The 21752-nt window shown below is 72.4% G+C and carries 23 protein-coding genes; 10 read left to right on the top strand and 13 right to left on the bottom strand.

The window, feature by feature from the left end; translation table 11 throughout:
• Nucleotides 1–218: 218 nt before the first annotated feature.
• The 5 genes from OG982_RS18785 (at nucleotide 219) to OG982_RS18765 (ending at nucleotide 3519) form a co-directional block, all read left to right on the top strand.
• On the top strand, nucleotides 219–1484 hold the full coding sequence (locus tag OG982_RS18785) for a hypothetical protein (RefSeq protein ID WP_266948939.1): 1266 nt from the start codon (nucleotides 219–221) through the stop codon (nucleotides 1482–1484).
• Nucleotides 1485–1568: 84 nt separating this feature from the next.
• Nucleotides 1569–1952, top strand: a complete 384-nt coding sequence (locus OG982_RS18780; protein ID WP_323139265.1) for a sortase — start codon at nucleotides 1569–1571, stop codon at nucleotides 1950–1952.
• Nucleotides 1953–1977: 25 nt separating this feature from the next.
• Nucleotides 1978–2613, top strand: a complete 636-nt coding sequence (locus OG982_RS18775; protein WP_266785290.1) for a PH domain-containing protein — start codon at nucleotides 1978–1980, stop codon at nucleotides 2611–2613.
• A 139-nt stretch (nucleotides 2614–2752) separates the two neighbouring features.
• Nucleotides 2753–3274 carry a VanZ family protein gene (locus OG982_RS18770; protein WP_266791869.1) on the top strand — a complete coding sequence of 174 codons (522 nt, stop codon included), beginning with the start codon at nucleotides 2753–2755 and terminating at the stop codon, nucleotides 3272–3274.
• Between the two features lie 41 nt (nucleotides 3275–3315).
• The gene (locus tag OG982_RS18765) at nucleotides 3316–3519 is read left to right on the top strand and encodes a PspC domain-containing protein (protein ID WP_266785292.1); all 204 of its coding nucleotides are present in this window, start codon (nucleotides 3316–3318) and stop codon (nucleotides 3517–3519) included.
• Between the two features lie 49 nt (nucleotides 3520–3568).
• On the opposite strand, the gene OG982_RS18760 is transcribed toward OG982_RS18765, so the two are convergent.
• From OG982_RS18760 to OG982_RS18750, 3 genes are all read right to left on the bottom strand, one after another.
• The gene (locus OG982_RS18760; protein WP_266948938.1) at nucleotides 3569–4333 is read right to left on the bottom strand and encodes a hypothetical protein; all 765 of its coding nucleotides are present in this window, start codon (nucleotides 4331–4333) and stop codon (nucleotides 3569–3571) included.
• Nucleotides 4334–4502: 169 nt separating this feature from the next.
• Complete coding sequence (locus tag OG982_RS18755; RefSeq protein ID WP_266785296.1) at nucleotides 4503–4760, bottom strand: hypothetical protein; 258 nt, start codon at nucleotides 4758–4760, stop codon at nucleotides 4503–4505.
• A 139-nt stretch (nucleotides 4761–4899) separates the two neighbouring features.
• Entirely contained in the window at nucleotides 4900–6048 is a 1149-nt protein-coding gene (locus tag OG982_RS18750) for an adenosine deaminase (protein WP_266785298.1), read from the bottom strand.
• Nucleotides 6049–6161: 113 nt separating this feature from the next.
• Between OG982_RS18750 and OG982_RS18745 the strand changes: the two genes are divergently transcribed.
• Nucleotides 6162–6890 carry an alpha/beta hydrolase gene (locus OG982_RS18745; protein ID WP_266785300.1) on the top strand — a complete coding sequence of 243 codons (729 nt, stop codon included), beginning with the start codon at nucleotides 6162–6164 and terminating at the stop codon, nucleotides 6888–6890.
• Between the two features lie 77 nt (nucleotides 6891–6967).
• The gene (locus OG982_RS18740; RefSeq protein ID WP_266785302.1) at nucleotides 6968–7342 is read left to right on the top strand and encodes a cupin domain-containing protein; all 375 of its coding nucleotides are present in this window, start codon (nucleotides 6968–6970) and stop codon (nucleotides 7340–7342) included.
• Nucleotides 7343–7375: 33 nt separating this feature from the next.
• On the opposite strand, the gene OG982_RS18735 is transcribed toward OG982_RS18740, so the two are convergent.
• The gene (locus tag OG982_RS18735) at nucleotides 7376–8848 is read right to left on the bottom strand and encodes a CehA/McbA family metallohydrolase (RefSeq protein WP_266948937.1); all 1473 of its coding nucleotides are present in this window, start codon (nucleotides 8846–8848) and stop codon (nucleotides 7376–7378) included.
• Nucleotides 8835–10358, bottom strand: coding sequence for an ATP-grasp domain-containing protein (locus tag OG982_RS18730; protein WP_266948936.1), 1524 nt, complete (start codon nucleotides 10356–10358; stop codon nucleotides 8835–8837). Before OG982_RS18730 ends, OG982_RS18735 begins: the two co-directional genes overlap by 14 nt.
• Nucleotides 10359–10495: 137 nt before the next feature.
• Between OG982_RS18730 and OG982_RS18725 the strand changes: the two genes are divergently transcribed.
• On the top strand, nucleotides 10496–11527 hold the full coding sequence (locus OG982_RS18725) for a helix-turn-helix transcriptional regulator (RefSeq protein WP_266785308.1): 1032 nt from the start codon (nucleotides 10496–10498) through the stop codon (nucleotides 11525–11527).
• A 157-nt stretch (nucleotides 11528–11684) separates the two neighbouring features.
• Here OG982_RS18725 and OG982_RS18720 read toward each other — a convergent pair whose 3' ends face one another.
• Entirely contained in the window at nucleotides 11685–12659 is a 975-nt protein-coding gene (locus OG982_RS18720) for a LysR family transcriptional regulator (RefSeq protein WP_266949946.1), read from the bottom strand.
• A 63-nt stretch (nucleotides 12660–12722) separates the two neighbouring features.
• Here OG982_RS18720 and OG982_RS18715 point away from each other — a divergent pair, with 63 nt between their 5' ends.
• A complete protein-coding gene (locus OG982_RS18715; protein ID WP_266785310.1) occupies nucleotides 12723–14027 on the top strand; it encodes an MFS transporter in 1305 nt (434 codons plus the stop codon).
• A gap of 36 nt (nucleotides 14028–14063) precedes the next feature.
• On the top strand, nucleotides 14064–15074 hold the full coding sequence (locus OG982_RS18710) for a sigma-70 family RNA polymerase sigma factor (protein ID WP_266785312.1): 1011 nt from the start codon (nucleotides 14064–14066) through the stop codon (nucleotides 15072–15074).
• On the opposite strand, the gene OG982_RS18705 is transcribed toward OG982_RS18710, so the two are convergent.
• The 7 genes from OG982_RS18705 to OG982_RS18675 form a co-directional block, all read right to left on the bottom strand.
• Nucleotides 14961–15296, bottom strand: coding sequence for an STAS domain-containing protein (locus OG982_RS18705; protein WP_266785314.1), 336 nt, complete (start codon nucleotides 15294–15296; stop codon nucleotides 14961–14963). The genes OG982_RS18710 and OG982_RS18705 overlap by 114 nt on opposite strands.
• Nucleotides 15297–15342: 46 nt before the next feature.
• Entirely contained in the window at nucleotides 15343–15936 is a 594-nt protein-coding gene (locus OG982_RS18700; RefSeq protein WP_266785316.1) for a Uma2 family endonuclease, read from the bottom strand.
• A 99-nt stretch (nucleotides 15937–16035) separates the two neighbouring features.
• Nucleotides 16036–17313 (bottom strand): thymidine phosphorylase, encoded by a 1278-nt coding sequence (locus tag OG982_RS18695; protein WP_266785318.1) that lies wholly within the window; start codon nucleotides 17311–17313, stop codon nucleotides 16036–16038.
• Nucleotides 17314–17413: 100 nt separating this feature from the next.
• Nucleotides 17414–17812, bottom strand: coding sequence for a cytidine deaminase (locus OG982_RS18690; RefSeq protein ID WP_266785320.1), 399 nt, complete (start codon nucleotides 17810–17812; stop codon nucleotides 17414–17416).
• A complete protein-coding gene (locus tag OG982_RS18685) occupies nucleotides 17809–19074 on the bottom strand; it encodes an ABC transporter permease (RefSeq protein ID WP_266785322.1) in 1266 nt (421 codons plus the stop codon). The genes OG982_RS18690 and OG982_RS18685 overlap by 4 nt, the downstream gene beginning before the upstream one ends.
• Nucleotides 19071–20189: an ABC transporter permease gene (locus OG982_RS18680; protein ID WP_266785324.1), complete on the bottom strand. Its 1119-nt coding sequence runs from the start codon at nucleotides 20187–20189 to the stop codon at nucleotides 19071–19073. The genes OG982_RS18685 and OG982_RS18680 overlap by 4 nt, the downstream gene beginning before the upstream one ends.
• Nucleotides 20186–21748 (bottom strand): ABC transporter ATP-binding protein, encoded by a 1563-nt coding sequence (locus OG982_RS18675; protein WP_266791873.1) that lies wholly within the window; start codon nucleotides 21746–21748, stop codon nucleotides 20186–20188. The genes OG982_RS18680 and OG982_RS18675 overlap by 4 nt, the downstream gene beginning before the upstream one ends.
• Between the last annotated feature and the right edge of the window lie 4 nt (nucleotides 21749–21752).

Genomic DNA, 21752 nt, shown 5'->3' with positions numbered 1-21752 from the left:
GCGCGTAGCGGCCTGTCACCCCCTCCCCCGAATCCATTCGGAATCGGCCCGGCCGTTTGCTGTTGCGCGGCGATGACGGGAGGAAGATCGTCCGCTCGCACAGGATCCGTAAATTCTTCTTCAGCAACCCGCCACACCTGATCCCGGCTCCGGCCGAACAGACTCAACGAGGCATGCGGCTCTCCTCCACCTACGTCACACTCGCTTCAGGAGTCGTTATGCGTACCGTCCTTCGTACCTCGATCGTCACCGCCGCCCTCGCCGGCGCGATGCTCGCGCCCGCCGCCGGCGCCGCCTTCGCCGCGCCCGCCCCGCAGGCAGTGACCTCGACGACGAAGGCGGCCGCGCCGCAGGTCAAGAAGGTCGCCATCAACAAGCACCTGATCGCGAACATGAGCAACTCGCCGACCAGCGGGCCCTCGATCCAGATCCACATCACGAACGAGGACGGCACGGTCCGCCCGAAGGCGCTGGCGACCCTCGACCGCAAGCACACCAAGCAGGCGGCCCAGGGAACGGTCTTCACCCTCACCGAGGCGGAGACGGCCGAGCCGGTCCTCACCGTGTTCGAGGGCGGCGTCACCACGTCCTTCCCGCTGCCGAAGGGCACGGCGGCGAACCCCGCCCCCTCCCCCGCCCCTGCCCCCGCCCGCTACGCGGGACAGGCCGTCTACATCGGCAACGGCATGGTCGCGGTGCTGCGCAACAAGAGCGAGGGCCCGGAGGCCTGGATCCGCTACGTCGGTGCGCAGTGGAAGCCGGGCGACTCCTACATGTCCCGCGTCCTGGCCGTGCTCGACCGCCGGCAGACCACCGACTCGGCGTACGGCGCCTCCTTCAAGCTCACCAAGGCGGAGACGGCCGCCCCGGTGCTCGTCGTCACCATCAACGGCGCCTCCAAGTCGTACGCGCTGCCCCGGGGCAAGGCGGGGCAGAACTGCTCGGCCGAGTCCAAGATCCAGGACATCGGCGCCGGCACGACCGCCGAGCTGTACATGTCCCCCGAGGGCCCGAAGGTCGCCCTGCGCACGGCCGGGGAGGCCACCGCCTGGCGGATCCTCGACCGCGGCTTCCCCGCCCTGAACAAGTCGGACGGCATCGTCGCCCGCATCGTGAACCCGAGCGGCGCCAAGCCCGTCTTCGAGTGGAGGACCCAGGGCGGTGCCACCCCGCTCGGGCGGACCACCTTCCCGGCGCTCCCCCAGGGCTGCAAGCTGAACTACAAGGTCACGGAGCAGGAGAGCGGCAGCAAGCCGGGCTCCACCACCCCGGCCGGGACCAAACCGCAGACCCAGGCGCAGACCCCGGTCCAGACCCAGACGGCCGTGGTGCCCGAGGGCGCGGTCGCGGCGGGCGCCGAGCTCCCGGTCGAGACCGTCGCGGACACCGACAACGGCACCACCCTGGCGGCGGGCGCCGGCCTCTTCGCGATCGCCGCCGCGCTCGGCAGGGCCGCCCTGCGCCGTCGCCGCGTCAACGGCTGACGCCCGGCGGGCCACACCCCCTTTCCCACCCTTCGGCGGGCCGCCCTCGTGGCGGCCCGCCGGTCCCCGTTCAGGAGCTCCCCCATGCCCCGCGCCCCTGTCCGCGCCCGTGTCCGCGCGCTCGCCGTGCTCGCCCCGCTCGCCCTCGTCGCCCTCACCGGATGCGGCGGCGGCCAGACCGGCCCCGCCGTGCTGATCGGGCACTTCGACACCGCGCGCGGCCCGGCCGTACTCAAGGACGCCTCCAAGGTCCACACCGGCGACGAGATCACCGTCTCCCGCGCGGACGGCAGCTCCGCCGTCTTCCGGGTGCGCGAGCTGGAGCAGGTCGACAAGTCGGACTTCCCCACCGCCAAGGTCTACGGGGACACCACCCGCCCGGAACTCCGCGTGATCACCTGCGGCGGCGAGATCACCGCGGGTCACCGTCCGGACAACATCATCTTGTATGCCGATCTCGTGGGGTGAGGGTGCGTGAGGCACAATCGGCCCCATGAGCAGCCAGCAGCCCACCGACGAGCCGGTCTACGACGACCGGGTCTACCGCTCCCCCATGGCCGTGGTCACCGGGGTGCTGCTGATCGCGCTGGCCGCGTGGCTGTGCGGCGACGCCGTGGTGCGGGGGACGGGGACCACCCGCTGGATCGCGCTGGCCGTCGCCCTGTGCGCCGTACCGCTGATCGTGGCGTTCACGCTGCGCGCCGCGGTCTTCGCCAATGACGACCGGCTGCGGATCCGCAACCCGTTCCGCACCATCGAGCTGCCGTGGGCCTCGGTCGACGCCGTACGGGCGGGCTACTCCGCCGAGGTGCTCGCCGAGGGCCGGAAGTTCCAGCTCTGGTCCGTCCCCGTCTCCCTGCGGGAGCGCAAGAAGGCGAACCGGCAGCAGTTCAGCCGCCGCGGCGGCCTGACCGGCAAGGGCCTGCGGGCCGACCAGCCCGAGGGCACGGCCGCCGAGCCGCGGCGGGCCGGCGCGGACAAGGTCGTGGACGAGCTGCGCGAGCTGGCCGAGCGCGGGGCCTCCCGGGCCGGGGCCCAGGGCTCCGTGAAGGTCCGCTGGGCCTACGAGATCATCGCGCCCGCCGTGATCGGCGCGGTCGCGCTGGTCGTCCTCCTCGTGGCGGGCTGAGCCGGAGCGCGAGGGGCCGGGGCACGTGGTGAGCACCACCCGTACGTCCGGAACCGCCGCTACCGCCGGGCGCGTCCTCGCAGGTGTGCAGCGTCTAGAGGACGGCGGCAACGCCGCCACCGCCACCACCGCCCAGGCGATCCGGTTCCGGCTCCGGCTCGCCGGCTGGGTTCTCCTCGCCGCCCATCTCCTCCTCGTCGGCTGGCTGACCCTGCGGCCCCTGGACGTTCCCTGGGCGGCGGCCGCCAATCTGACCCCGCTGGAGGGGATCAAGGCCGATCTGGCGTACGGCCCGCTGGGCGCGGCCCGGCGGATCGGCGAGGGCCTGGCGCTGCTCGCCCCGCTCGGGGTGTTGCTGCCGCTGGTGGGCGGGCGGCTCGCGCCGTCGCCGCTGGCCGCGTGGTCCTCGCTGGCCCGCACGGCGGCCGCCGCCGTGCTGTTCTCCGTCAGCATCGAGATGCTGCAGAGCGCGATCCCGGGCCGGGTGGTGGACGTCGACTCGGTGCTGCTGAGCACCGCCGGGGTGGTGCTGGCGCACGTGGCCGTCGTACCGGCACTGCGGGCCAGGATCCGCCGGTCTCAGGGGGCCACCCCGAGAATTACCAGGGTCGGGCTCGGCCCGTGGACCGACGTTCTGTCGGCGGTACCGCGCGAGTATTGAGGCATCGCGGAAAAGCGATCCCGATACGAAGGAGAAACCCCATGAGCGCGATTGCCCGCCCCCGTGACGGACGGATGATCGGCGGCGTCTGCGCCGGTCTCGCGCGGCGTTTCGGAATGTCGGCGAAGACGATGCGGATCATCTTCGTCCTCTCCTGCCTGCTGCCCGGCCCGCAGTTCCTGATCTACCTGGCGCTGTGGGTGCTGCTGCCGAACGAGAAGTCCGCCGCGAACGCCGCCTGGTAGTCCGGACCGGCCTGGCGGTCCGGTCCGGAACAACCGCGGCGACGGGCGGTCAACCCGCGCGCCGGACCTTCTCCAGCTGCTTGTCCGCCACTTCCCGCGGCACCTGTGCCTTCTGGTCGGCGGCGGCCACGTTGAGGGCGGTGAGCCGTACGACGGTGCTCCCCTGCCGGATCACGACCAGGTGCACCTGCGCCGAGGCGCCATTGGCGACGGCGGTCGTGGTCCAGCTGACGCTCTCGTCACCGCCGGTCTTGTACGGAGCCGCCTTGACGTCCTTGTAGCTGCCGGTCTGCTTCTGGATGGTGGCGGAGAAGCCCGTACCGCAGGCGGCGACCGCGTCCTTCAGCCGGGCGACGAGCCGCTTGGCGTCGCTCTCGGAGTAGGAGCTGACGGTGGCGGAGACGGCGAGGCCGACCTGCCGCTGAGAGCCGATGCCCCGGTTGACGCTCTCGCGCGCGGCCGGGTCGGGCTTGTCGCCCATGACGTCGGCGAGCGGCTGGCAGGCCTTCTTGTCGGCCTGGGGCTGTCCGTGGGGGGCGTTCGGGTTGGCCTGCGAGGAGATCTGGTAGCCGGGCAGGTCGCCCTGCTCCAGGGAGGCCCGCTCCAGCGGCGTCGAGCCCTTCTTCGGGGCGGTCGGCGCCCCGGAGGCGGCGCCGGCGGTGGCGCCCGTGCCGGGCGCGCCGGAGGCGGCCGCGGACCCGCCGGGGGCCGGGGCCTTGCCCGTCGCGGGGGTGTCCTTGCTGCTGCACCCCACGGCTGCGAACAGCAGGACGGGGAGCAGCGCGACCGTGGTCGCTCGTGCCTTCATGCGCATGACCGAGACCTCATACCCAGTGCGTCGGCGGGCAGTTGGTGGTGATCGTGGCACACGGCGCGACGTGGCGCACACCTGGTCGAAGGGGTGTGCGCCACGCGTGCGTGCGTACGGATTCCGGCGGGCGGCAGGGGCGCTCGCGAAGTCCGCGGCGCTGATCCGGTACGGATCAGCCGCCCAGGCCGTTCAGGCCGCTGGTGAGCGAGCCCACCACGCCGGTGACCTGCGAGGTGGGGTCGCTCGACTGCTGGGCACCCTCTTCGCCCACCTGCTGCTGGCTGGTGAGTCCCTGGAGCGCGCCGGTGGCGGAGCCGAGCGTGTCGGTGAGGCCGACGGCGGGGGCGGCCGAGGCGGAACCGGCGGCGACGGCGGCGAAGGCGGCGCCGAGGGCGGCGGCACCGAGGATCTTGGCAGCTGACTTCTTCATGAAGGTTCGTCCTTGCGACGGGGAATTGAGCGGCTCCGCAAACTAGTCACTTCAAACCCCGGCCCGCAAACATCCTTTGATATGAGAAAGCGCCCGGGAATTGCCCCTCCCGGGCGCTTTCAGTCCGTCATGCCATGGCCTAGGCGGAGACGGAACCGCTGGTGGAAGCGGTCTGACGGAACAGCCATTCCGACTTCAGCTCGGCGTAACCGGGCTTGATGACGTCGTTGATCATGGCGAGTCGTTCATCGAAAGGAATGAACGCGGACTTCATCGCATTGACCGTGAACCACTGCATGTCGTCGAGCGTGTAGCCGAAGGTGTCGACGAGGTGCTCGAACTCGCGGCTCATGCTGGTGCCGCTCATCAGCCGGTTGTCCGTGTTGACGGTGAGCCGGAAGTGCAGCTTGCGCAGCAGGCCGATCGGGTGCTCGGCGTACGAGGCGGCCGCGGCGGTCTGCAGGTTCGAGGTCGGGCACATCTCCAGGGGGATGCGCTTGTCCCGTACGTACGAGGCCAGGCGGCCCAGCTTCACGGAGCCGTCGGCGGCGACCTCGATGTCGTCGATGATCTTCACGCCGTGACCGAGGCGGTCGGCGCCGCACCACTGCAGGGCCTGCCAGATCGACGGCAGGCCGAAAGCCTCGCCCGCGTGGATGGTGAAGTGGTTGTTCTCGCGCTTGAGGTACTCGAAAGCGTCGAGGTGGCGGGTGGGAGGGAACCCGGCCTCGGCGCCGGCGATGTCGAAGCCGACCACGCCGTTGTCGCGGTAGCGGTTCGCCAGCTCGGCGATCTCCAGCGCGCGGGCGGCGTGGCGCATCGCGGTCAGCAGGGCGCCGACGCGGATGCGGTGGCCGTTGGCCTTGGCGCGGCGCTCGCCCTCGCGGAAGCCGTCGTTCACGGCCTCGACGACCTCTTCGAGGGTGAGTCCGGCTTCCAGGTGCTGCTCGGGGGCGTAGCGGATCTCGGCGTACACGACGCCGTCCTCGGCCAGGTCCTCGGCGCACTCGGCGGCGACCCGGAAGAGGGCCTCCTTCGTCTGCATGACGGCGCAGGTGTGCGCGAACGTCTCCAGATAGCGCGGGAGGGAGCCGGAGTCGGCGGCTTCCCGGAACCAGATGCCGAGCTTGTCGGCATCCGTCTCGGGCAGGTTCTCGTAGCCGGCGGCCTGGGCCAGCTCGATGATGGTCCCGGGCCGCAGTCCACCGTCGAGGTGGTCGTGCAGGAGCACCTTCGGGGAGCGGCGGATCTGATCCGGGGTGGGCAGGTTGGGGGTGTCGCTCGTCATCCGGGCACTCTACTCCTACGCGCGTAGAGCACCGGGTTGACGGCGACGGTCGATACGTAACAGAGACCGTACGGAGGGGTGGCGTACACCTGTCGGTCTGAGACTGTTCCGCCATGGCACAGCATGCGCCGCCGGCGCGCGGGGCCCGCCTGGGGCGGGCGGCCGGCGCGAACGGCTCGGTCTCGACGGACAGCACGGTCAACGGGGTGGTGCTCCTGCTCCCCGGGGCCTCAAGATTCTCCCCCGGTCCACTGCGTCCGCTCGCGCGGGCGCTGGGCCGGGCGGGCGGGGCGGAAGGGCTGGTCACGCACCAGGTGGTGTACGGCTCGGGCTCCCGCGAAGACGACGCGGGGTGGGCGGCGGACGAGGCGGTGCGGCGGTACGGGGACGTGCCGGTGTGCCTGGCCGGCTACGACGCGGGGGGCCTGGCGGCGCTGCGGGCGGCGGGGCACGGTGCCGTCAACTCGGTGCTGGCGCTCGCCCCTTGCTTAGGGCCCGCGTCCCCGGCGGACTCCACCGAGCCGGTGAAACAGCTCGCGGGGCGGCAGGTGTTGATCGTGCACGGCACCAACGACGCGCGCAGCGATCCGGAATCGTCGTTCCGGCTCGCGGCCCGGGCGAAGAAGGCGAATCGTTCCACGTGCCGCTTCGAGGTCCACTCGGACGGGCACGGGCTGCGCGAGCACCAGGCCGAAGTGGTGGCGCTGTCGGTGGATTTCGTGCTGGGCGCGGTGTTCTCCGGCCGGTTCTCGCGGCCGGTCACGGACGCGCTCGCGGCGCCGCCGCCGCTGGGGCTGCGGATGCCGCTGGCCTCCGGGTTCGGGCGGTCGCTGCGGGGCTGAACCGGCCTGTCGGACGGGCCGTCCGCGCGTAGAGTGAGGAGTGGACTCGGGGCGCTGCTCTCCCGGAGGCGATCAGCATGGGCGCACTGGTGAGCCGGAACTTCGACGCGGCGGACGAAACCCGTCCGTTCGAGGCCGGCACGGGCCGTCTGGACCTGCTCAACACCGACGGCGGCCAGGTGGGGCGCGCGGTCTTCGAGCCGGGATGGCGCTGGACCCTGCACATCAAGCCCCTGGCCGGCACGGACACCTGTCAGGCCGCCCACACCGGGTACGTGGTGAGCGGCCGGATGGAGATCGTCATGGACGAGGGCGGGGAGCGGGCGCAGGTGGGCCCCGGCGACTTCATCCAGATCGCGCCGGGGCACGACGCCTGGGTGGTCGGCAACGAGCCGTGCGTGGTGCTGGACTGGACGGGCTACGGCGACTACGCCAAGCCCGGGTCCGGCTGAGGCGACTGACGCGGCCGAGGCGGCCGACGTTCGTCAGGCCACCGGCAGCCAGACCGGGTTCGTGAAGGCCGCCATGGCCCCCGGGAGCGGCGGGGCGACGGCGGGACGGCGGACCTCGGCCCGTACGTACGCCGAGCGGGCGGGGGTGGTGTGCCACTCCAGGACGGCTGCGCCCGGAGCGCCGCCGGGGGTGGTGACGGCCGGGCCCTGGTCGGTGATCAGGCGCAGCTCGCAGTCGGGGGCGCCCGTGACCGTGAGGCGGACCAGCACGTCGGCGTCCGGGGCGACCCGCAGGCGCTCGCCGATCCCGGCGTGCTCGCCGCGCCCGCCGACGGCCTCGAAGGCGACCGTGACCTGCGCGGACTCGGCGGCGTAGGCGCGGCCGGCCCGGATCCCGGCCAGGACGGCGTCCCGGGTCAGGTCCTCGGCGAGGACGACGGTCTGCGGGCCGCCCACGCGGTCCGGGTCGCGGTGGTAGTCGCTGTGCGCCACGGCCGGCAGCCACCGCTCGCCGTCGGCGCCGCGCAGGGTGGCGTCCCAGGAGGCCAGGGAGACCTCGTCGTCCGGGGTCCAGGGGCCGTTCCACACCTCCACCGCGTCGGCCTCGCCGAGGCCGAACTTCCAGGCGCAGCCGATGCAGGTGGCGTGCGGGTGGGCGGGGACGACCAGACCGCCCGCGCCCCGGATCGTACGGGCGAACCGGCCGAAGCGGCCCTCGCGCGCCCGGTAGCGCCAGTCGACGAAGGTGCCCGGGTCGGTGCCGACGGCGAGGACGTGGCCGGTACGGGTGGTGATCTCCTCGCCGGTCAGGATCAGCAGGTCCGGGGAGAGCGCGTCGGCCCAGGCAGCGTGCGCGGTGTGGGTGTTGTGGTCGGAGGAGTTGATGAAGTCCAGGCCGGCCGCCCGGGCCAGGTCCGCTGTCTCGGCCGGGGTGCGCCGCCCGTCGGAGTGCACCGAGTGGATGTGGCAGTCGCCCCGGTACCAGGCCCGGCCCCGGCCGCGGGCGCGCTGCGGCGGGTAGGCGGGGCGGGGGGTGGGGCCGGGCTCGCCGAAGGCGAAGCGGGCGGTGATCTCGTACGGGAGTCCTTGCGGGGCGACGGTGTACGGGCCGAGCAGCACGTGCCAGCGGCCGGGGCGGATCGGGCCGGGCACGTAGCCGGGGGTCGCGTCGTCGGCGCGCAGGAAGAACTCGGTGCGGGCGCCGCCGGACCAGCCGCGGAAGCCGCGGCCGCCGAGGGCGGTGCCGTGCTGGTCGAAGATGCCGATGTCGAGGGCGTTGCCGGGGGTGCCGGGCGGTACGGGGGGCCTGCCGTAGGTGTAGCCCACCCGTAACTCGCGTACGCCCCAGGGCACGTCGAGCGGTACCTCCACGAAGTCGGGGGCGCCCGGGGGGATCGTGCCGCGCAGGATCCGGGTGTCCGGCGAGGGGGCGGACAGGTGCGGGGTGGCGACCGCGGCGGCGCCGGTCGCGCCGGTCGCCAGGAGTTCGCGCCTAGTGAGGGCCATCCCTCCACGGTGACGGCGGTACGTGAATCCCGCGTGAATCGGGGGTGAGGCCTCCCGGCTGCCCGAGCAGGACCGCGGCCCGGTCCAGTACGCGGGTCAGGGAGTGCGCGGTCGGGGCGGTGGCGAGGACGTGCGCGTGGTGCAGCGATCCGGTCGGGGCCCGGCGTACGGTCGCGCCCGGCGGGACCGCCAGCCGGACCCGGACCACGCCGGGCACGGCGCGGGCGGCGGCCAGCGCGGGGCCGGTCCGCTCGACGCGGGTGCCGGGTGGGAAGTCCACGTAGCGCAGTGCGGCGTATGTGGCGTGCGGGCGGCGTAATCGGGCCGGCAGCCCGAGGCCGGCGGCGAGCGCGAGGCCGAGCACGTCCGTGCCGTGGGCGAGCCGGAGCAACTGCGTGAGCTCCTCGGGGCCGGGCCGGGCGTGGGCCTCGATCAGGCGGGGGCCGTGGGCGGTGAGGACGACTTCGGTGTGGGAGGCGCCGTCGCGGTGCCCGACGAGGTCGAGGACACCGCGCACGAGCGCCCGCACGGCCGCGGCGGTCGCGTGATCCAGCGCGACGGGCACCTCGTACCCGCGGGCCGCGCCGAGGTCGACGGGGGCGCCTTGGCCGGATGCGGAACCGGGGCCGGGACGGCACCCGGGGCCGCCGCCGGGGCCTGGGCGGTAACCAGAGCCGTACTCGGGGCCGTAGCCGGAGCCAGCGCCGGGACCGTCGCCGGGGCCGGGGCCAGGACCGTAGCCGGGGCCCGAGCCGAAGCCGTAGCCGGGGCCCGAGCCGAAGCCGTAGGCGGGGGCCGGGCCGTAGGCGGGGGCGGGGTGGGGGGTTGGGCCGAGGGGGGCGGCTGGGGCGGGTAGGCGGCGGGACCAGCCGAGGATGTGGTGGCGGCCGGCGCGCGAGAGGGTTTCGACGGCGAGTTCGGGGCCTTCGAGGTACTCCTCGACGAGCAGGTCCGTGACGGCGGGGTAGTGGCGGGCGGCGGCCTCGCCCTCGGCGGCGTCGCGGACCAGTCGCACCCCTTCCCCGTCGCTGCCCGCGCGGGGTTTGATGACACAGGGGTAGCCGATGAGCGTGGTGATGAACGGGATCAGCGAGGCCCGGCCGCAGCGGGCGAAGGACACGGGCCGGGCGGCGTGCAGGGTGTTGGAGCGGGCGCGCAGCGCGGCCTTGTCCATGAGCGCGGTGACGGCGGCGGCCGGGGTGCCGGGCAGGCCGAGTTCCTCGTTGGCGCGGGCGGCGGCCAGTGCGCCCGCCGCGTCGAAGCCGAAGACGGCGGCGCGTCCGTCCCGGACGGCCTCCAGCCGGCCGACCGCGCCGACCAGTCGGTGGTGGTCGCGCCAGTCCGTCCGTACCCGCCGCTCCGCCCCCTCACGGTCGGATGGCACCGATGGACCCGGCGCGACCACCACGGTGCGGGCACCCGCTCGGCGGGCGGCCGCGACGACGGCGGGGTGTGGGCTCAGCAGGACCGCCACGGGCCCCCGCCCCTCGATGGCTGTCCGCTGCCCCATACCGCGCTCCCCCTTCACGCCGTGGCTCCACTGTGCCTGTTCGGCATATGCCGATAGCGTCCGGGCAGGCGTCGTCTTGCCGCCTTGCGGGAACCCGAGGGGTTTATAAACAGCCATAGGCCGGGACGAATACGCACATGTCAGCTGATGCCGACGGCATTGACGGGACGTACGGGGACCTGAGCCCCGCGGCCCGGCGCCTGTACGCGTACGCGGTGGAGCGGCACGCCTTCCACACGGCGGAGGCCACGGCGGCGCTCGGCGCGCGGGCGGGCGCCGCGATCACCGAGCTGGCGGCCGCGCACCTGCTCCAGCGGGCGCCCGACGGCGGGCAGGACCGGTGGAGCGCGGTCGCGCCCCGGGCGGCGGCGGCCCGGGCACTGGCGCCGCTGGCGCTGCTCGTACGGGAGACCCACGACGAGATGGACCGGCTGCGCGGGCGGCTGGAGGCGCTGGTCCCGGCGTACGAGGCGGGGGCGGCGCTGCGGGAGCTGAGCGGCTCGGGGCACCTGGAGCTGATGACGGACCTGGGGGCGGTACGGGGGCTCATCGCGGAGCTGTCGGCGGGGTGCGAGCGGGAGCTGCTGACCTCACAGCCGGGCGGGGGGCGACCGCTGGAGACGCTGCAGGAGGCGATCGGGCGGGACGAGTCGCTGCTGTCGCGGGGAGTCCGGATGCGGACGATCTACCAGCACACCGCGCGGTACTCGCGGCCGACGGCGGCGTACGTGGAACGGGTGACGGCGCTGGGCGCGCAGGTGCGGACGCTGGGCGACGGGCTGATGCGGATGCTGATCTTCGACGAGCACACCGGGCTGATGCCGGTGCCGGAGCGGAGCGGGGCGGCGCTGGTGGTGCGGGAGCCGAACGTCGTGCACTTCATGACGACGGCGTTCGAGCGGTCCTGGGTGGGCGCGGAGCCGTTCCCGGCGACGGTGAGCCCGGAGGCGGCGCGGTCGATCTCGGACGAGCTGCGGCAGACGATCGTACGGCTGCTGTCGGAGGGGCTGGAGGACAAGGTGATCGCGCGGCGGCTGGGCATGTCCGAGCGGACGTGTCAGCGTCACATCGCGGAGATCATGCGAGCCCTGGGCGCCAAGTCCCGTTTCCAGGCCGGGTTCTTGCTGTCCTCGCTCCCGACCCCGCCGGAGGTCCCGCCCGCCCCGTGACGGCCCGCCCCGACCCGGCGGCCTCGCCACACACGACCCGGCCGCACCGCCGAACCAGCCGGATCCAAGCCCAGCCCCGCCGGCGCAAACCAGCCCCGCCGGCGAGGCCGGAATCGGCCCCGGCCGGGACTGACGTGCGCGGCGGGGGCCGCGTCGGCTACAGCGGGGACTCCAGGTTGGGGATCAGGCGGCCTCGGTGGGAGAGGAGGAAGCGTTTGAATTCCGCGACCGGCGGGGTGTCGGGGTGGCCGTCCAACCAGGCGACGCCGATCTCGCGGACCGCGCGCGGGGCGGTGACCGTCAGCTCGACCACGCCCGGCCGGGCCACGGCGGGTGGTGGGAGGAGGGCCACGCCCAACCCCGCCGCGACCAGGCCCCGCAGGGTTTCCGCTTCCTCGCCCTCGAAGGCGACGCGCGGGGTGAACCCCGCCTCCGCGCACAGGTCGTCGGTGATGCGCCGCAGGCCGTAGCCCGCCTCCAGCGTGACGAACGTTTCCTCGGCCGCCTCCGCGAGGCGGACGCGTTTGCGGCCCGCCAGGCGGTGGTCGTCCGGGACGACCAGGCGCAGCCGCTGCTCGTCCAGGCGGCGGGCCACCAGGTCGGGGGCGTCCGGGAGGGGCGAGGTGAGGCACAGGTCCAGTTCGCCCGCCCGCAGCTTCTCCAGCATCGCCTCGCCGTAGTTCTGGACCAGGGAGAACCGGATCCCCGGATGGTCCGCGCGGAAGGCCCGGATCAGGCCGGGTACCGTCTCGGAGCCCAGCGTGTGCAGGAAGCCGAACGCCACCTTCCCGGCCGCCGGATCCGCGTCCTGCTGCACCGATTCCGCCGCGCGGCCGATCTCCGTCAGGGCCTGCTCGGCCGAGGCCAGGAAGGTACGGCCCGCCGTGGTGAGGGCGACCGTACGGCCCTTGCGGGCGAACAGCGTGACGCCCAGGTCGTGTTCGAGCCGCACCATCGCACGCGACAGCGTGGACTGCGGAACGCCCAGCTCGTGCGCGGCGCGCGTGACGTGCTCGTGCCGGGCGACCGCGACGAAATACGCCAGCCGAGGGGCCAGCGAAGTTGTCACAGCCATGTCTTCTACGTAACGGTTCGTCGACATCCACGGTCCTGACCTGGGCTGATGCAGCAGTGCATTGATTATCGCGATTTTGTGCATTGGACGCATGAAACGGACACGCCTACCGTCGAAGGCATGCCTCCCGTTCATACCGGGGCACCCGTCATCCCGGGTGCCTCCACCCCGTCGTCCCCCGCGCCGCAGCCCCACTCCCCCGGCCGCCCCGGCTACCGCCGGATGAGCCTCGCGCTCTTCGCCGCCGGGCTGGCGACCTTCGCCCTCCTCTACTCCACCCAGGCCCTGCTGCCCGCGATCTCCGCCGGCTTCGGCGTGACGGCGGGTCAGGCCAGCTGGACGGTGTCCGCGGCCACCGGCGCGCTCGCCCTGTTCGTCCTGCCGCTCAGCGCGCTGTCCGAGCGCTTCGGCCGGACCCGGATGATGACCTGGTCGATGGTGATCGCGGTCGGCGTCGGCCTCCTCGTCCCCCTCGCGCCGAACCTGGAGTGGCTGGTCGCGCTGCGCGCCGTCCAGGGCGCGGCGATCGCCGGCGTCCCGGCTTCCGCGATGGCGTACCTGGCGGAGGAGGTCAAGCCGAAGGCCCTGGTGGGCGCGATCGGCCTGTTCGTGGCGGGCAACTCCATCGGCGGCATGAGCGGCCGCATCGTCACCGGGTGGGCGGCGCAGCTGTGGGGCTGGCGGGCGGGTCTGCTCGCGGTCGGCCTGATGGCGCTGGCCTGCGCGGTGGCGTTCCGGGTGCTGCTGCCCCGGGCGCGGTTCTTCCGCCCGGCGTCGCTGAACCCGCGCGCGGTGGGCCGTACCGTCGCCGGTCACCTGCGGGACCCGCTGCTGCTGCGGCTGTACGGGATCGGCGCGCTGTTCATGACCGTGTTCGGCGCCGTGTACACGGTGATCGGCTACCGGCTGGTGGACGAGCCGTTCTCCCTCGGGCAGGGCGTCGTCGGCTCGGTGTTCCTGGTCTACCTCGTCGGTACGGTCTCCTCGGCGGCCGCCGGGAAGCTGGTGGCGCGGGCGGGCCGGCGCGGCGCGCTGTACCTGGCGGTGACCACGACCGCGCTGGGGCTGCTGCTCTCGCTGGCGGACTCGCTGGCCGCGATCCTGGCGGGCCTGGTGCTGATCACGGCGGGCTTCTTCGCCGGGCACGCGGTGGCCTCGGCCGCCGTGAGCCGGACCGCGAAGACGGGCCGCGCGCAGGCCTCCGCGCTCTACCAGTCGGCGTACTACCTGGGCTCCAGCGCGGGCGGCACGCTGGGCGCACTGGCCTACCACTCCTCCGGGTGGGCGGCGACGGTCGGGATCGCGCTGCTCGCGGTCGTCGGCGTCGTCGCGATCACCCTGTACGGGTCGCACGCGGCCCGGGCGGCCCGGGTCGTCGGCGGCTCGGGAGCCGCTGCGGCTGCGGTTGTCAGACCCCTCCGGTAGCTTCCGAGGTATCGGGACCGACCTGGGGGACGAACCATGACTGACCTCGCGACCAGCCCGGAGCCGGACCTGGACACCGCGATGGAGCGGTACCGGGTCGAGCTGACGGGTTACTGCTACCGGATGCTCGGCTCGTCCTTCGACGCGGAGGACGCGGTGCAGGACACGTACGTGCGCGCCTGGCGCGGCTTCGCCTCGTTCGAGGGCCGGTCCTCGCTGCGGTCGTGGCTGTACCGGATCGCCACCAACGTCTGCCTGGACCTGCTGAAAGCGGGGAACAAGCGGGCCCGCCCGATGGATCTCAGCGCCCCGCAGCACCAGGCGTCCGCCATTCTCAACGAGCGGCCCGAGGTGACCTGGCTGGAGCCGGTGCCGGACGGCCGGGTGCTCCCGCAGACCGCCGATCCGGCGGAGATGGCGCTGGCGAGGGAATCCGTCCGGCTGGCCTTCGTGGCGGCGCTCCAGCACCTGCCGGCGAAGCAGCGGGCGGTGCTGATCCTGCGCGAGGTGCTGGCGTGGAAGGCGGACGAGGTCGCGCAGCTGCTGGACACCACGGTGGCGTCGGTGAACAGCGCCCTCCAGCGGGCCCGGGCGACGATGTCGGCGACCCGCGTCCGCGAGAGCGAGGCCGCGGACCCGCTGGACGCGGAGCAGGTGAAACTGCTGGAGCAGTACCTCTCCGCCTTCGAGGCGTACGACATCGCCCGGCTGACCACCTTGCTGCACGAGGACGCGGTGCTGTCGATGCCGCCGTTCGACCTGTGGCTCCAGGGCCACGCGGACATCGCCGCCTGGCACCTGAACCAGGGCCTCGGCTGCCGGGGCTCCCGCCTGGTCGCGACGACGGCGAACGGCCTGCCCGCCTTCGGCCAGTACCGGCCGGCGGCCTCCGGGTCGGGCCACACCCCGTGGGCGCTACAGGTCCTGGAGATCTCAGACGGCAAGATCGTCGGGCTCAACGCCTTCCTGGACACCGCGCGGTGGTTCCCCCTCTTCGGGCTCCCCGAGCAGCTCGACGAGTCCTACGAGGTCCAGCAGGGCGCGTAGGGCGGGGCCGGCCCCGGTGACGTGGAGCGGCCGCCCCCGCGCGGCGAACCGCAGCCGGGCCAGCACCTCGACGGCGCCGAGGCCCGGGGCGGTGACGGCGGCCGCGTCGCACACCACCGTCCGCGCGCCGTCCTCGTACAGCCGGGACAGGCGCGCGCACAGCCGGTCCGCGTCCTGCGTGGTCGGGCTGGGTCCGGGCAACGCGAGTCGGGTGATCTCCACGCAGGGGTGACTGCCGGGCCCGCCCGAACTCATCGGTGGCAGGCGATCAATCGGACGTCGGGAACACGGACGTGTCGAGGTCGATGTCGAACGGTGCGGGAAGCCGGAACGTGTCCCCGAACTTCCCGGCCTGCAGTACCCGGTAGACAGCCTCGGAAGGCTCGCCGTACAGCGTCACCGTGGGGCCACCGGGCGCGCAGGCGTCGATGAGGAGGTACAGCGGCACACCGGCCTGCGCGTATCCGGCCGCCTTGGCGATGCGATCGTGCGGGGCATTGGACGGAGAAGTGATCTCGACGACGAGTTCAGCCGCAGCCGCGGGAACGTAATACCGACTCCCCGGGAGCACCTCGTCGGCGATGACCAAGAGGTCAGGGATGGACATGCCCTTGCGGGAGGGAATCGCCACGCTCAGGGTCTGATGGACTTCCCAATCGTCCGGCAGGGCGGCATAGAGCTGCCGCTGCACCTTCGCGGCGATGAGGCTGTGACTGCTTGCGGGCGTAGGCGACACGGTGACGATCCCCTCGATGATCTCCACCTTGCAGCCCTCCGGCCAGTCCATCTCCTCCCAGAGACGGACAAGCGCGTCCCAGCTGTCGCCACGGTAGGGCTCATGCTGGACGGTGAGTGCGCTCATGGTGTGCTCCTCATTCGGTTCGTCACCGATCCCAGCATGGCGAACGGGACCGGCGGGCGTCCACCGGTCCCGTTCAGCCGCACGGGTGAGCGTGCGGGACTACGCGATGCGGTCCAGCACGATCGGCGTGGCGGAGTACGCCGTGCCGGCCGGGGCGATGTCGAAGGTGCCCTCCAGGGAGGCCAGGGCGTACTCGAACTTCTCCGGGGTGTCCGTGTGCAGGGTCATCAGCGGCTGGCCCGCGGTCACGGTGTCGCCCGGCTTCGCGTGCAGCTCGATGCCCGCGCCCGCCTGCACCGGGTCCTCCTTGCGCGCGCGGCCCGCGCCCAGGCGCCAGGCGCCGACGCCCACGCCGTACGCGTCCAGGCGGGTCAGCACGCCCGACTCGGGGGCGGTGACGACGTGCTGCTCGCGGGCCACCGGCAGGGCCGCGTCCGGGTCGCCGCCCTGGGCCGCGATCATCCGGCGCCAGACGTCCATGGCGGAGCCGTCGGCCAGCGCCTTGGCCGGGTCGGCGTCCTTGATGCCCGCCGCGTCCAGCATCTCGCGCGCCAGCGCCAGGGTCAGCTCGACGACGTCGGAGGGGCCGCCGCCGGCGAGGACCTCGACGGACTCGCGGATCTCCAGCGCGTTGCCCGCCGTCAGGCCGAGCGGGGTGGACATGTCGGTCAGCAGGGCGATCGTCTTGACGCCGCTGTCGGTGCCGAGGGCGACCATCGTCGAGGCGAGTTCGCGCGCGTCCTCGATGTTCTTCATGAACGCGCCGGTGCCGACCTTCACGTCCAGGACGAGCGAGCCGGTGCCCTCGGCGATCTTCTTCGACATGATCGAGGAGGCGATCAGCGGGATGGCCTCGACGGTGCCCGTCACGTCGCGCAGCGCGTACAGCTTCTTGTCCGCCGGGGCGAGGCCGTCGCCCGCCGCGCAGATGACCGCGCCGGTGGTGTCGAGGACGCGCATCATCTCCTCGTTGGAGAGCAGCGCGCGCCAGCCCGGGATGGACTCCAGCTTGTCCAGGGTGCCGCCGGTGTGGCCGAGGCCGCGGCCCGACAGCTGCGGGACGGCCGCGCCGCAGGCCGCCACCAGCGGGGCCAGGGGCAGGGTGATCTTGTCGCCGACGCCGCCCGTGGAGTGCTTGTCGGCGGTCGGCCGGGAGAGGGAGTCGAAGTTCATCCGCTCGCCGGACGCGATCATCGCGGCGGTCCAGCGCTTGATCTCGGCCCGGTTCATGCCGTTCAGCAGGATGGCCATCGCCAGGGCCGACATCTGCTCGTCGGCGACGACACCGCGCGTGTACGCGTCGATGACCCAGTCGATCTGCTCGGGGCTCAGCTCGCCGCGGTCCCGCTTCGTACGGATGACGGAGATGACGTCCATGTGGTGCTTCCTTCTACGCGCATAGAGAGGGTGTTGAACAGAGGGGTTCCGGAGAAGACGACGGCCCTTCGCCCGGCAGGGCGAAGGGCCGTCGGCACGGCTATCTCAGGTGGTCCGGCCCGAAGGCCTGCGGCAGCATCTCGGCCAGCGGGAGGATCCCCTTGGGGGTGTCCACCAGCAGTTCCGGTCCGCCGAACTCGAAGAGCAGCTGGCGGCAGCGACCGCACGGCACGAGGCTCTCGCCCTTGCCGTCCACGCACGTGAAGTGCGTCAGCCGGCCGCCGCCGGTGGCCTGGAGGGAGGACACCAGACCGCACTCGGCGCACAGGCTGAGTCCGTAGCTGGCGTTCTCGACGTTGCATCCCGTCACGACGCGGCCGTCGTCCACGAGGGCCGCGACGCCGACCCGGAAGCCCGAGTACGGGGCGTACGCCCGGGACATCACGTCCCGGGCGGCCGCACGCAGTTCTTCCCAGTCCACCGTCGGAGCGGGCGTCACTTGCCCTGGCCCTTGCGGTACGGAAGGCCGTCCGCCTTCGGCATCCGCAGGCGTTGTGCGGACAGCGCGAGCACCAGCAGCGTCGTGACGTACGGAGCGGCCTCGACGAACTGGCTCGGGACGGCGTCGGTCAGGGCGTACCAGAGGAAGAGGCCCGCCGAGCAGAGCGCGGCGACGCCGGCCTGGACGTGCTTCTTCTTGTACAGGTACCAGCCGAAGGCCACGACGAGCAGGATCGCCAGGAGCAGCAGCATCGCGTGGACGTTCTCGGCGCCGCCGCGCAGCTTGAGGCTGTAGGTGAAGCCGAAGAGGCCGGCGCCCAGGGCCGTGCCGCCCGGCATCCAGTTACCGAAGATCATCGCGGCGAGACCGATGTAGCCGCGGCCGCCGGTCTGGCCCTCCTGGTAGATCCCGGTGGAGACGATCGCGAGGAACGCGCCGCCGAGGCCGGCCAGCGCGCCGGAGACGACCACGGCGATGTACTTGTACTTGTAGACGTTGACGCCGAGGGACTCGGCGGCGACCGGGTTCTCACCGCAGGAGCGCAGGCGCAGGCCGAACGAGGTCCGCCACAGCACCCACCAGGTGCCCGGGACCAGCAGGACGGCGACGACGGTCAGCAGCGAGAGGTTGGTGACCAGGCCGCCGAGCACGCCGGCGATGTCCGAGACCAGGAACCAGTGCTTGCCCTGGAGCGTGGCCAACCCGTCCGACAACCCCGGAATGGTGATCTCCGTGATGGGGTCGATGCGGGGGGACTGCTTGGAGGAGCCGCCCGGGGCCTCGTCGAAGGTGAAGTTCGACAGGTACTGGGTGAAGCCGACGGCCAGGATGTTGACCGCCACACCGGAGACGATGTGGTTGACGTTGAACGTGACCGTGATGATCGCGTGCAGCAGGCCGCCGAGGGCGCCGCCGATGATGCCCATGAGGACACCGCTCCACGGGCCCCACTGGTAGCCGGCCCAGGCACCGAACCAGGTGCCGAGGATCATCATGCCTTCGAGGCCGATGTTGACGACGCCCGCGCGCTCGGCCCACAGACCGCCGAGGCCGGCGAGGCCGATCGGGACGGCGAGCTGGAGGGCGCCGGAGATCTGGCCGGCGGAGGTCAGGTCCTCGGCGCCGGAGATGACCCGGACCAGCGAGATCAGGGCGAGGCCGCCCGCGATGATCAGCAGGATCCAGGGCAGGGTGAGCTTGCGTCGGCCGCCGCCCTTCTTGGGCGCGGCGCTCGTCGCGGAAACGGTGCTGGTGCTCACGCCGCGACCTCCTTGTTGTCGGTCTTGAGGGCGTGCCCGGCGGCCAGTTCCTGGCCCACCTTCTGCTGCTGGCGGCGGATGCCGTAGCGGCGGACGAGCTCGTAGCTGACGACGACCGCGATCACGATCAGGCCCTGCATGATCGTGCCGATCTCCTTGGCGTAACCGGCGGTGTCGAGACCGGCGGAGGCCTTGTCGATGAAGGCGATCAGGAAGGCGGCGAAGAAGATGCCGACCGGGCTGTTGCGGCCGAGCAGGGCGATGGTGATGCCGGTGAAGCCGATGCCCACGGGGAAGGACAGGTTGTACGTGTGGGACTCGCCGAGCAGCAGCGGCATGCCGGCCAGACCGGCGACGGCACCCGAGATGAGCATGGAGGTCATGATCATCTTCTTGGCGTCCACGCCGGAGGCCTGCGCGGCGGACTCGCTGGCGCCGGTGGCGCGCAGGTCGAAGCCGAAGCGGGTCCGGTTGAGCACGAACCAGTAGACGACGCCGAGGGCGAACGCCACGAAGGTGAAGCCGTAGACCTCCAGGCCGTCACCGATGGTCAGGGCCGGGAACCAGCCGGACTCCGGGATGTCGCCGGTGGTCAGGTTGTTCGAGCCGGGGGGCTGGACACCGAGGTTCTTCGGCAGGATCAGCCAGGCGATCACGGCGGTGGCGATGGCGTTGAGCATGATCGTGGAGACGACCTCGCTCACACCGCGCCTGGCCTTGAGGACACCGGCGATGCCGGCCCAGAAGGCACCGGTGGCCATGGCCACAAGCACGATCAGCACGATGTGCAGCGGACCGGGCAGCGAGACCGAGGCGCCGACCACGGCGGAGATCATCGCCGCGAGCCGGTACTGGCCGTCGACGCCGATGTTGAAGAGGTTCATCCGGAAGCCGATGGCGACGGCCAGGGCTGCCAGGTAGTAGATGCCGGCCTGGTTGACGATGAGGACCTGGACGTCCTCGTAGCTCGCCTGGTCGATCATGACGCGCAGCGGGTCGATCGGGTCGACGCCCGAGGCCGCCAGCACGATCATGGTCAGTACGAAGGCGCTGACCAGAGCGAGCGCCGGGCCGGCGACCGCGAGGAGCAGCCGGTCCTTGTCGAATTTCTTCATCGGGCCTCGTCCTCCGTCGTGTCACCGTTGGCAGCGGCGGAAGGGGTGTCGGTGGCTTCCAGGTGGCCGTGGGCGGCACCCGTCATGGCGGTGCCGAGTTCCTCGGCCGTGATGGTCGCCGGGTCGGCGTCCGCGACCAGGCGGCCGCGGTAGATGACGCGCAGGGTGTCGGACAGGCCGATCAGCTCGTCCAGGTCGGCCGAGATCAGGAGCACGGCCAGGCCCTCGCGACGGGCCTCGCGGATGGCGTCCCAGATCTGGGCCTGCGCACCGACGTCCACACCGCGGGTGGGGTGGGCGGCGATGAGGAACTTCGGGGCGTGGCTCATCTCGCGGCCGACGATCAGCTTCTGCTGGTTGCCGCCGGAGAGGGAGGCCGCGGTCACCTCGATGCCCGGGGTGCGGACGTCGTACTCGCGCACGATCCGCTCGGTGTCCTTGCGGGCGGCCTTGGGGTCGAGGATGCCGCGCTTGGAGTTGGGCCGCTCGGTCACGTGGCCGAGGATCCGGTTCTCCCAGAGCGGGGACTCCAGCAGCAGGCCGTGGCGGTGGCGGTCCTCGGGGATGTAGCCGATGCCGCCCTCGCGGCGCTTGCGCGTCGGCGTGGTGGAGATGTCGTTCCCGTCGAGGGTGATGACACCGCCGTCCGGGATGCTCATGCCCATGAGGGCCTCGATGAGCTCGGTCTGGCCGTTGCCCTCGACGCCGGCGATGCCGAGCACCTCACCCTTGTGGATGGTGAGGTCGATGCCGGCCAGCACCTCGCGCACGACGCCGTCCGGGTCGGTGGCGGTCAGGCGCAGGTCGTTGACCTTGAGCATCGGGACGTCGGTGACCGTCGACTCGCGGGTCTCCGGCGAGGGCAGCTCGCTGCCGACCATCAGCTCGGCGAGCTGCTTGGTCGTCGCGGTCTTCGGGTCGGCGGTGCCGACCGTGGTGCCGCGGCGGATGACGGTGATGTCGTCGGCGACCTTCAGCACCTCGCCCAGCTTGTGCGAGATGAAGATGACGGTCAGGCCCTCGGCCTTGAGCTCGCGCAGGTTGTCGAAGAGCGCGTCCACTTCCTGCGGCACGAGCACGGCGGTCGGCTCGTCGAGGATGAGGATCTTGGCGCCGCGGTAGAGGACCTTGAGGATCTCCACACGCTGGCGGTCGGCGACACCGAGGTCCTCGACCAGGGCGTCGGGGCGTACGCCGAGGCCGTACGCATCCGAGATCTCCATGATCTTCTTACGGGCCTTGGCGCCGATGCCGTACAGCTTCTCGCCGCCGAGAACCACGTTCTCCAGGACGGTGAGGTTGTCGGCCAGCATGAAGTGCTGGTGGACCATGCCGATGCCGCGGGCGATGGCCTCGCCGGGGCTGGAGAAGCTGACCTGCTCCCCGTCGATGGCGATGGTGCCCTCGTCCGGCTTCTGCATGCCGTAGAGGATCTTCATCAGGGTCGACTTGCCGGCACCGTTCTCACCGATGAGGGCGTGGACCGTGCCCTTGCGGACGGTGATGGCGATGTCCTTGTTGGCGACGACGCCAGGGAAACGCTTGGTGATGCCGTGCAGTTCT

Origin of the sequence: Streptomyces sp. NBC_01551, from assembly GCF_026339935.1 — a bacterium.
Taxonomy (GTDB): Bacteria; Actinomycetota; Actinomycetes; order Streptomycetales; family Streptomycetaceae; genus Streptomyces.
This window is presented reverse-complemented; position numbering and strand designations above follow the sequence as displayed.

What these genes read in the sequence shown, in the direction of transcription:
- OG982_RS18735 (WP_266948937.1), bottom strand. Translation starts at nt 8,848, where the DNA reads ATGGCCCTCACTAGGCGCGAACTCCTGGCGACCGGCGCGACCGGCGCC.
- OG982_RS18750 (WP_266785298.1), bottom strand. Translation starts at nt 6,048, where the DNA reads ATGACGAGCGACACCCCCAACCTGCCCACCCCGGATCAGATCCGCCGC.
- OG982_RS18760 (WP_266948938.1), bottom strand. Translation starts at nt 4,333, where the DNA reads ATGCGCATGAAGGCACGAGCGACCACGGTCGCGCTGCTCCCCGTCCTG.
- OG982_RS18780 (WP_323139265.1), top strand. Translation starts at nt 1,569, where the DNA reads ATGCCCCGCGCCCCTGTCCGCGCCCGTGTCCGCGCGCTCGCCGTGCTC.
- OG982_RS18740 (WP_266785302.1), top strand. Translation starts at nt 6,968, where the DNA reads ATGGGCGCACTGGTGAGCCGGAACTTCGACGCGGCGGACGAAACCCGT.
- OG982_RS18785 (WP_266948939.1), top strand. Translation starts at nt 219, where the DNA reads ATGCGTACCGTCCTTCGTACCTCGATCGTCACCGCCGCCCTCGCCGGC.
- OG982_RS18725 (WP_266785308.1), top strand. Translation starts at nt 10,496, where the DNA reads ATGTCAGCTGATGCCGACGGCATTGACGGGACGTACGGGGACCTGAGC.
- OG982_RS18715 (WP_266785310.1), top strand. Translation starts at nt 12,723, where the DNA reads ATGCCTCCCGTTCATACCGGGGCACCCGTCATCCCGGGTGCCTCCACC.
- OG982_RS18745 (WP_266785300.1), top strand. Translation starts at nt 6,162, where the DNA reads ATGGCACAGCATGCGCCGCCGGCGCGCGGGGCCCGCCTGGGGCGGGCG.
- OG982_RS18730 (WP_266948936.1), bottom strand. Translation starts at nt 10,358, where the DNA reads ATGGGGCAGCGGACAGCCATCGAGGGGCGGGGGCCCGTGGCGGTCCTG.
- OG982_RS18680 (WP_266785324.1), bottom strand. Translation starts at nt 20,189, where the DNA reads ATGAAGAAATTCGACAAGGACCGGCTGCTCCTCGCGGTCGCCGGCCCG.
- OG982_RS18695 (WP_266785318.1), bottom strand. Translation starts at nt 17,313, where the DNA reads ATGGACGTCATCTCCGTCATCCGTACGAAGCGGGACCGCGGCGAGCTG.
- OG982_RS18775 (WP_266785290.1), top strand. Translation starts at nt 1,978, where the DNA reads ATGAGCAGCCAGCAGCCCACCGACGAGCCGGTCTACGACGACCGGGTC.
- OG982_RS18765 (WP_266785292.1), top strand. Translation starts at nt 3,316, where the DNA reads ATGAGCGCGATTGCCCGCCCCCGTGACGGACGGATGATCGGCGGCGTC.
- OG982_RS18755 (WP_266785296.1), bottom strand. Translation starts at nt 4,760, where the DNA reads ATGAAGAAGTCAGCTGCCAAGATCCTCGGTGCCGCCGCCCTCGGCGCC.
- OG982_RS18700 (WP_266785316.1), bottom strand. Translation starts at nt 15,936, where the DNA reads ATGAGCGCACTCACCGTCCAGCATGAGCCCTACCGTGGCGACAGCTGG.
- OG982_RS18710 (WP_266785312.1), top strand. Translation starts at nt 14,064, where the DNA reads ATGACTGACCTCGCGACCAGCCCGGAGCCGGACCTGGACACCGCGATG.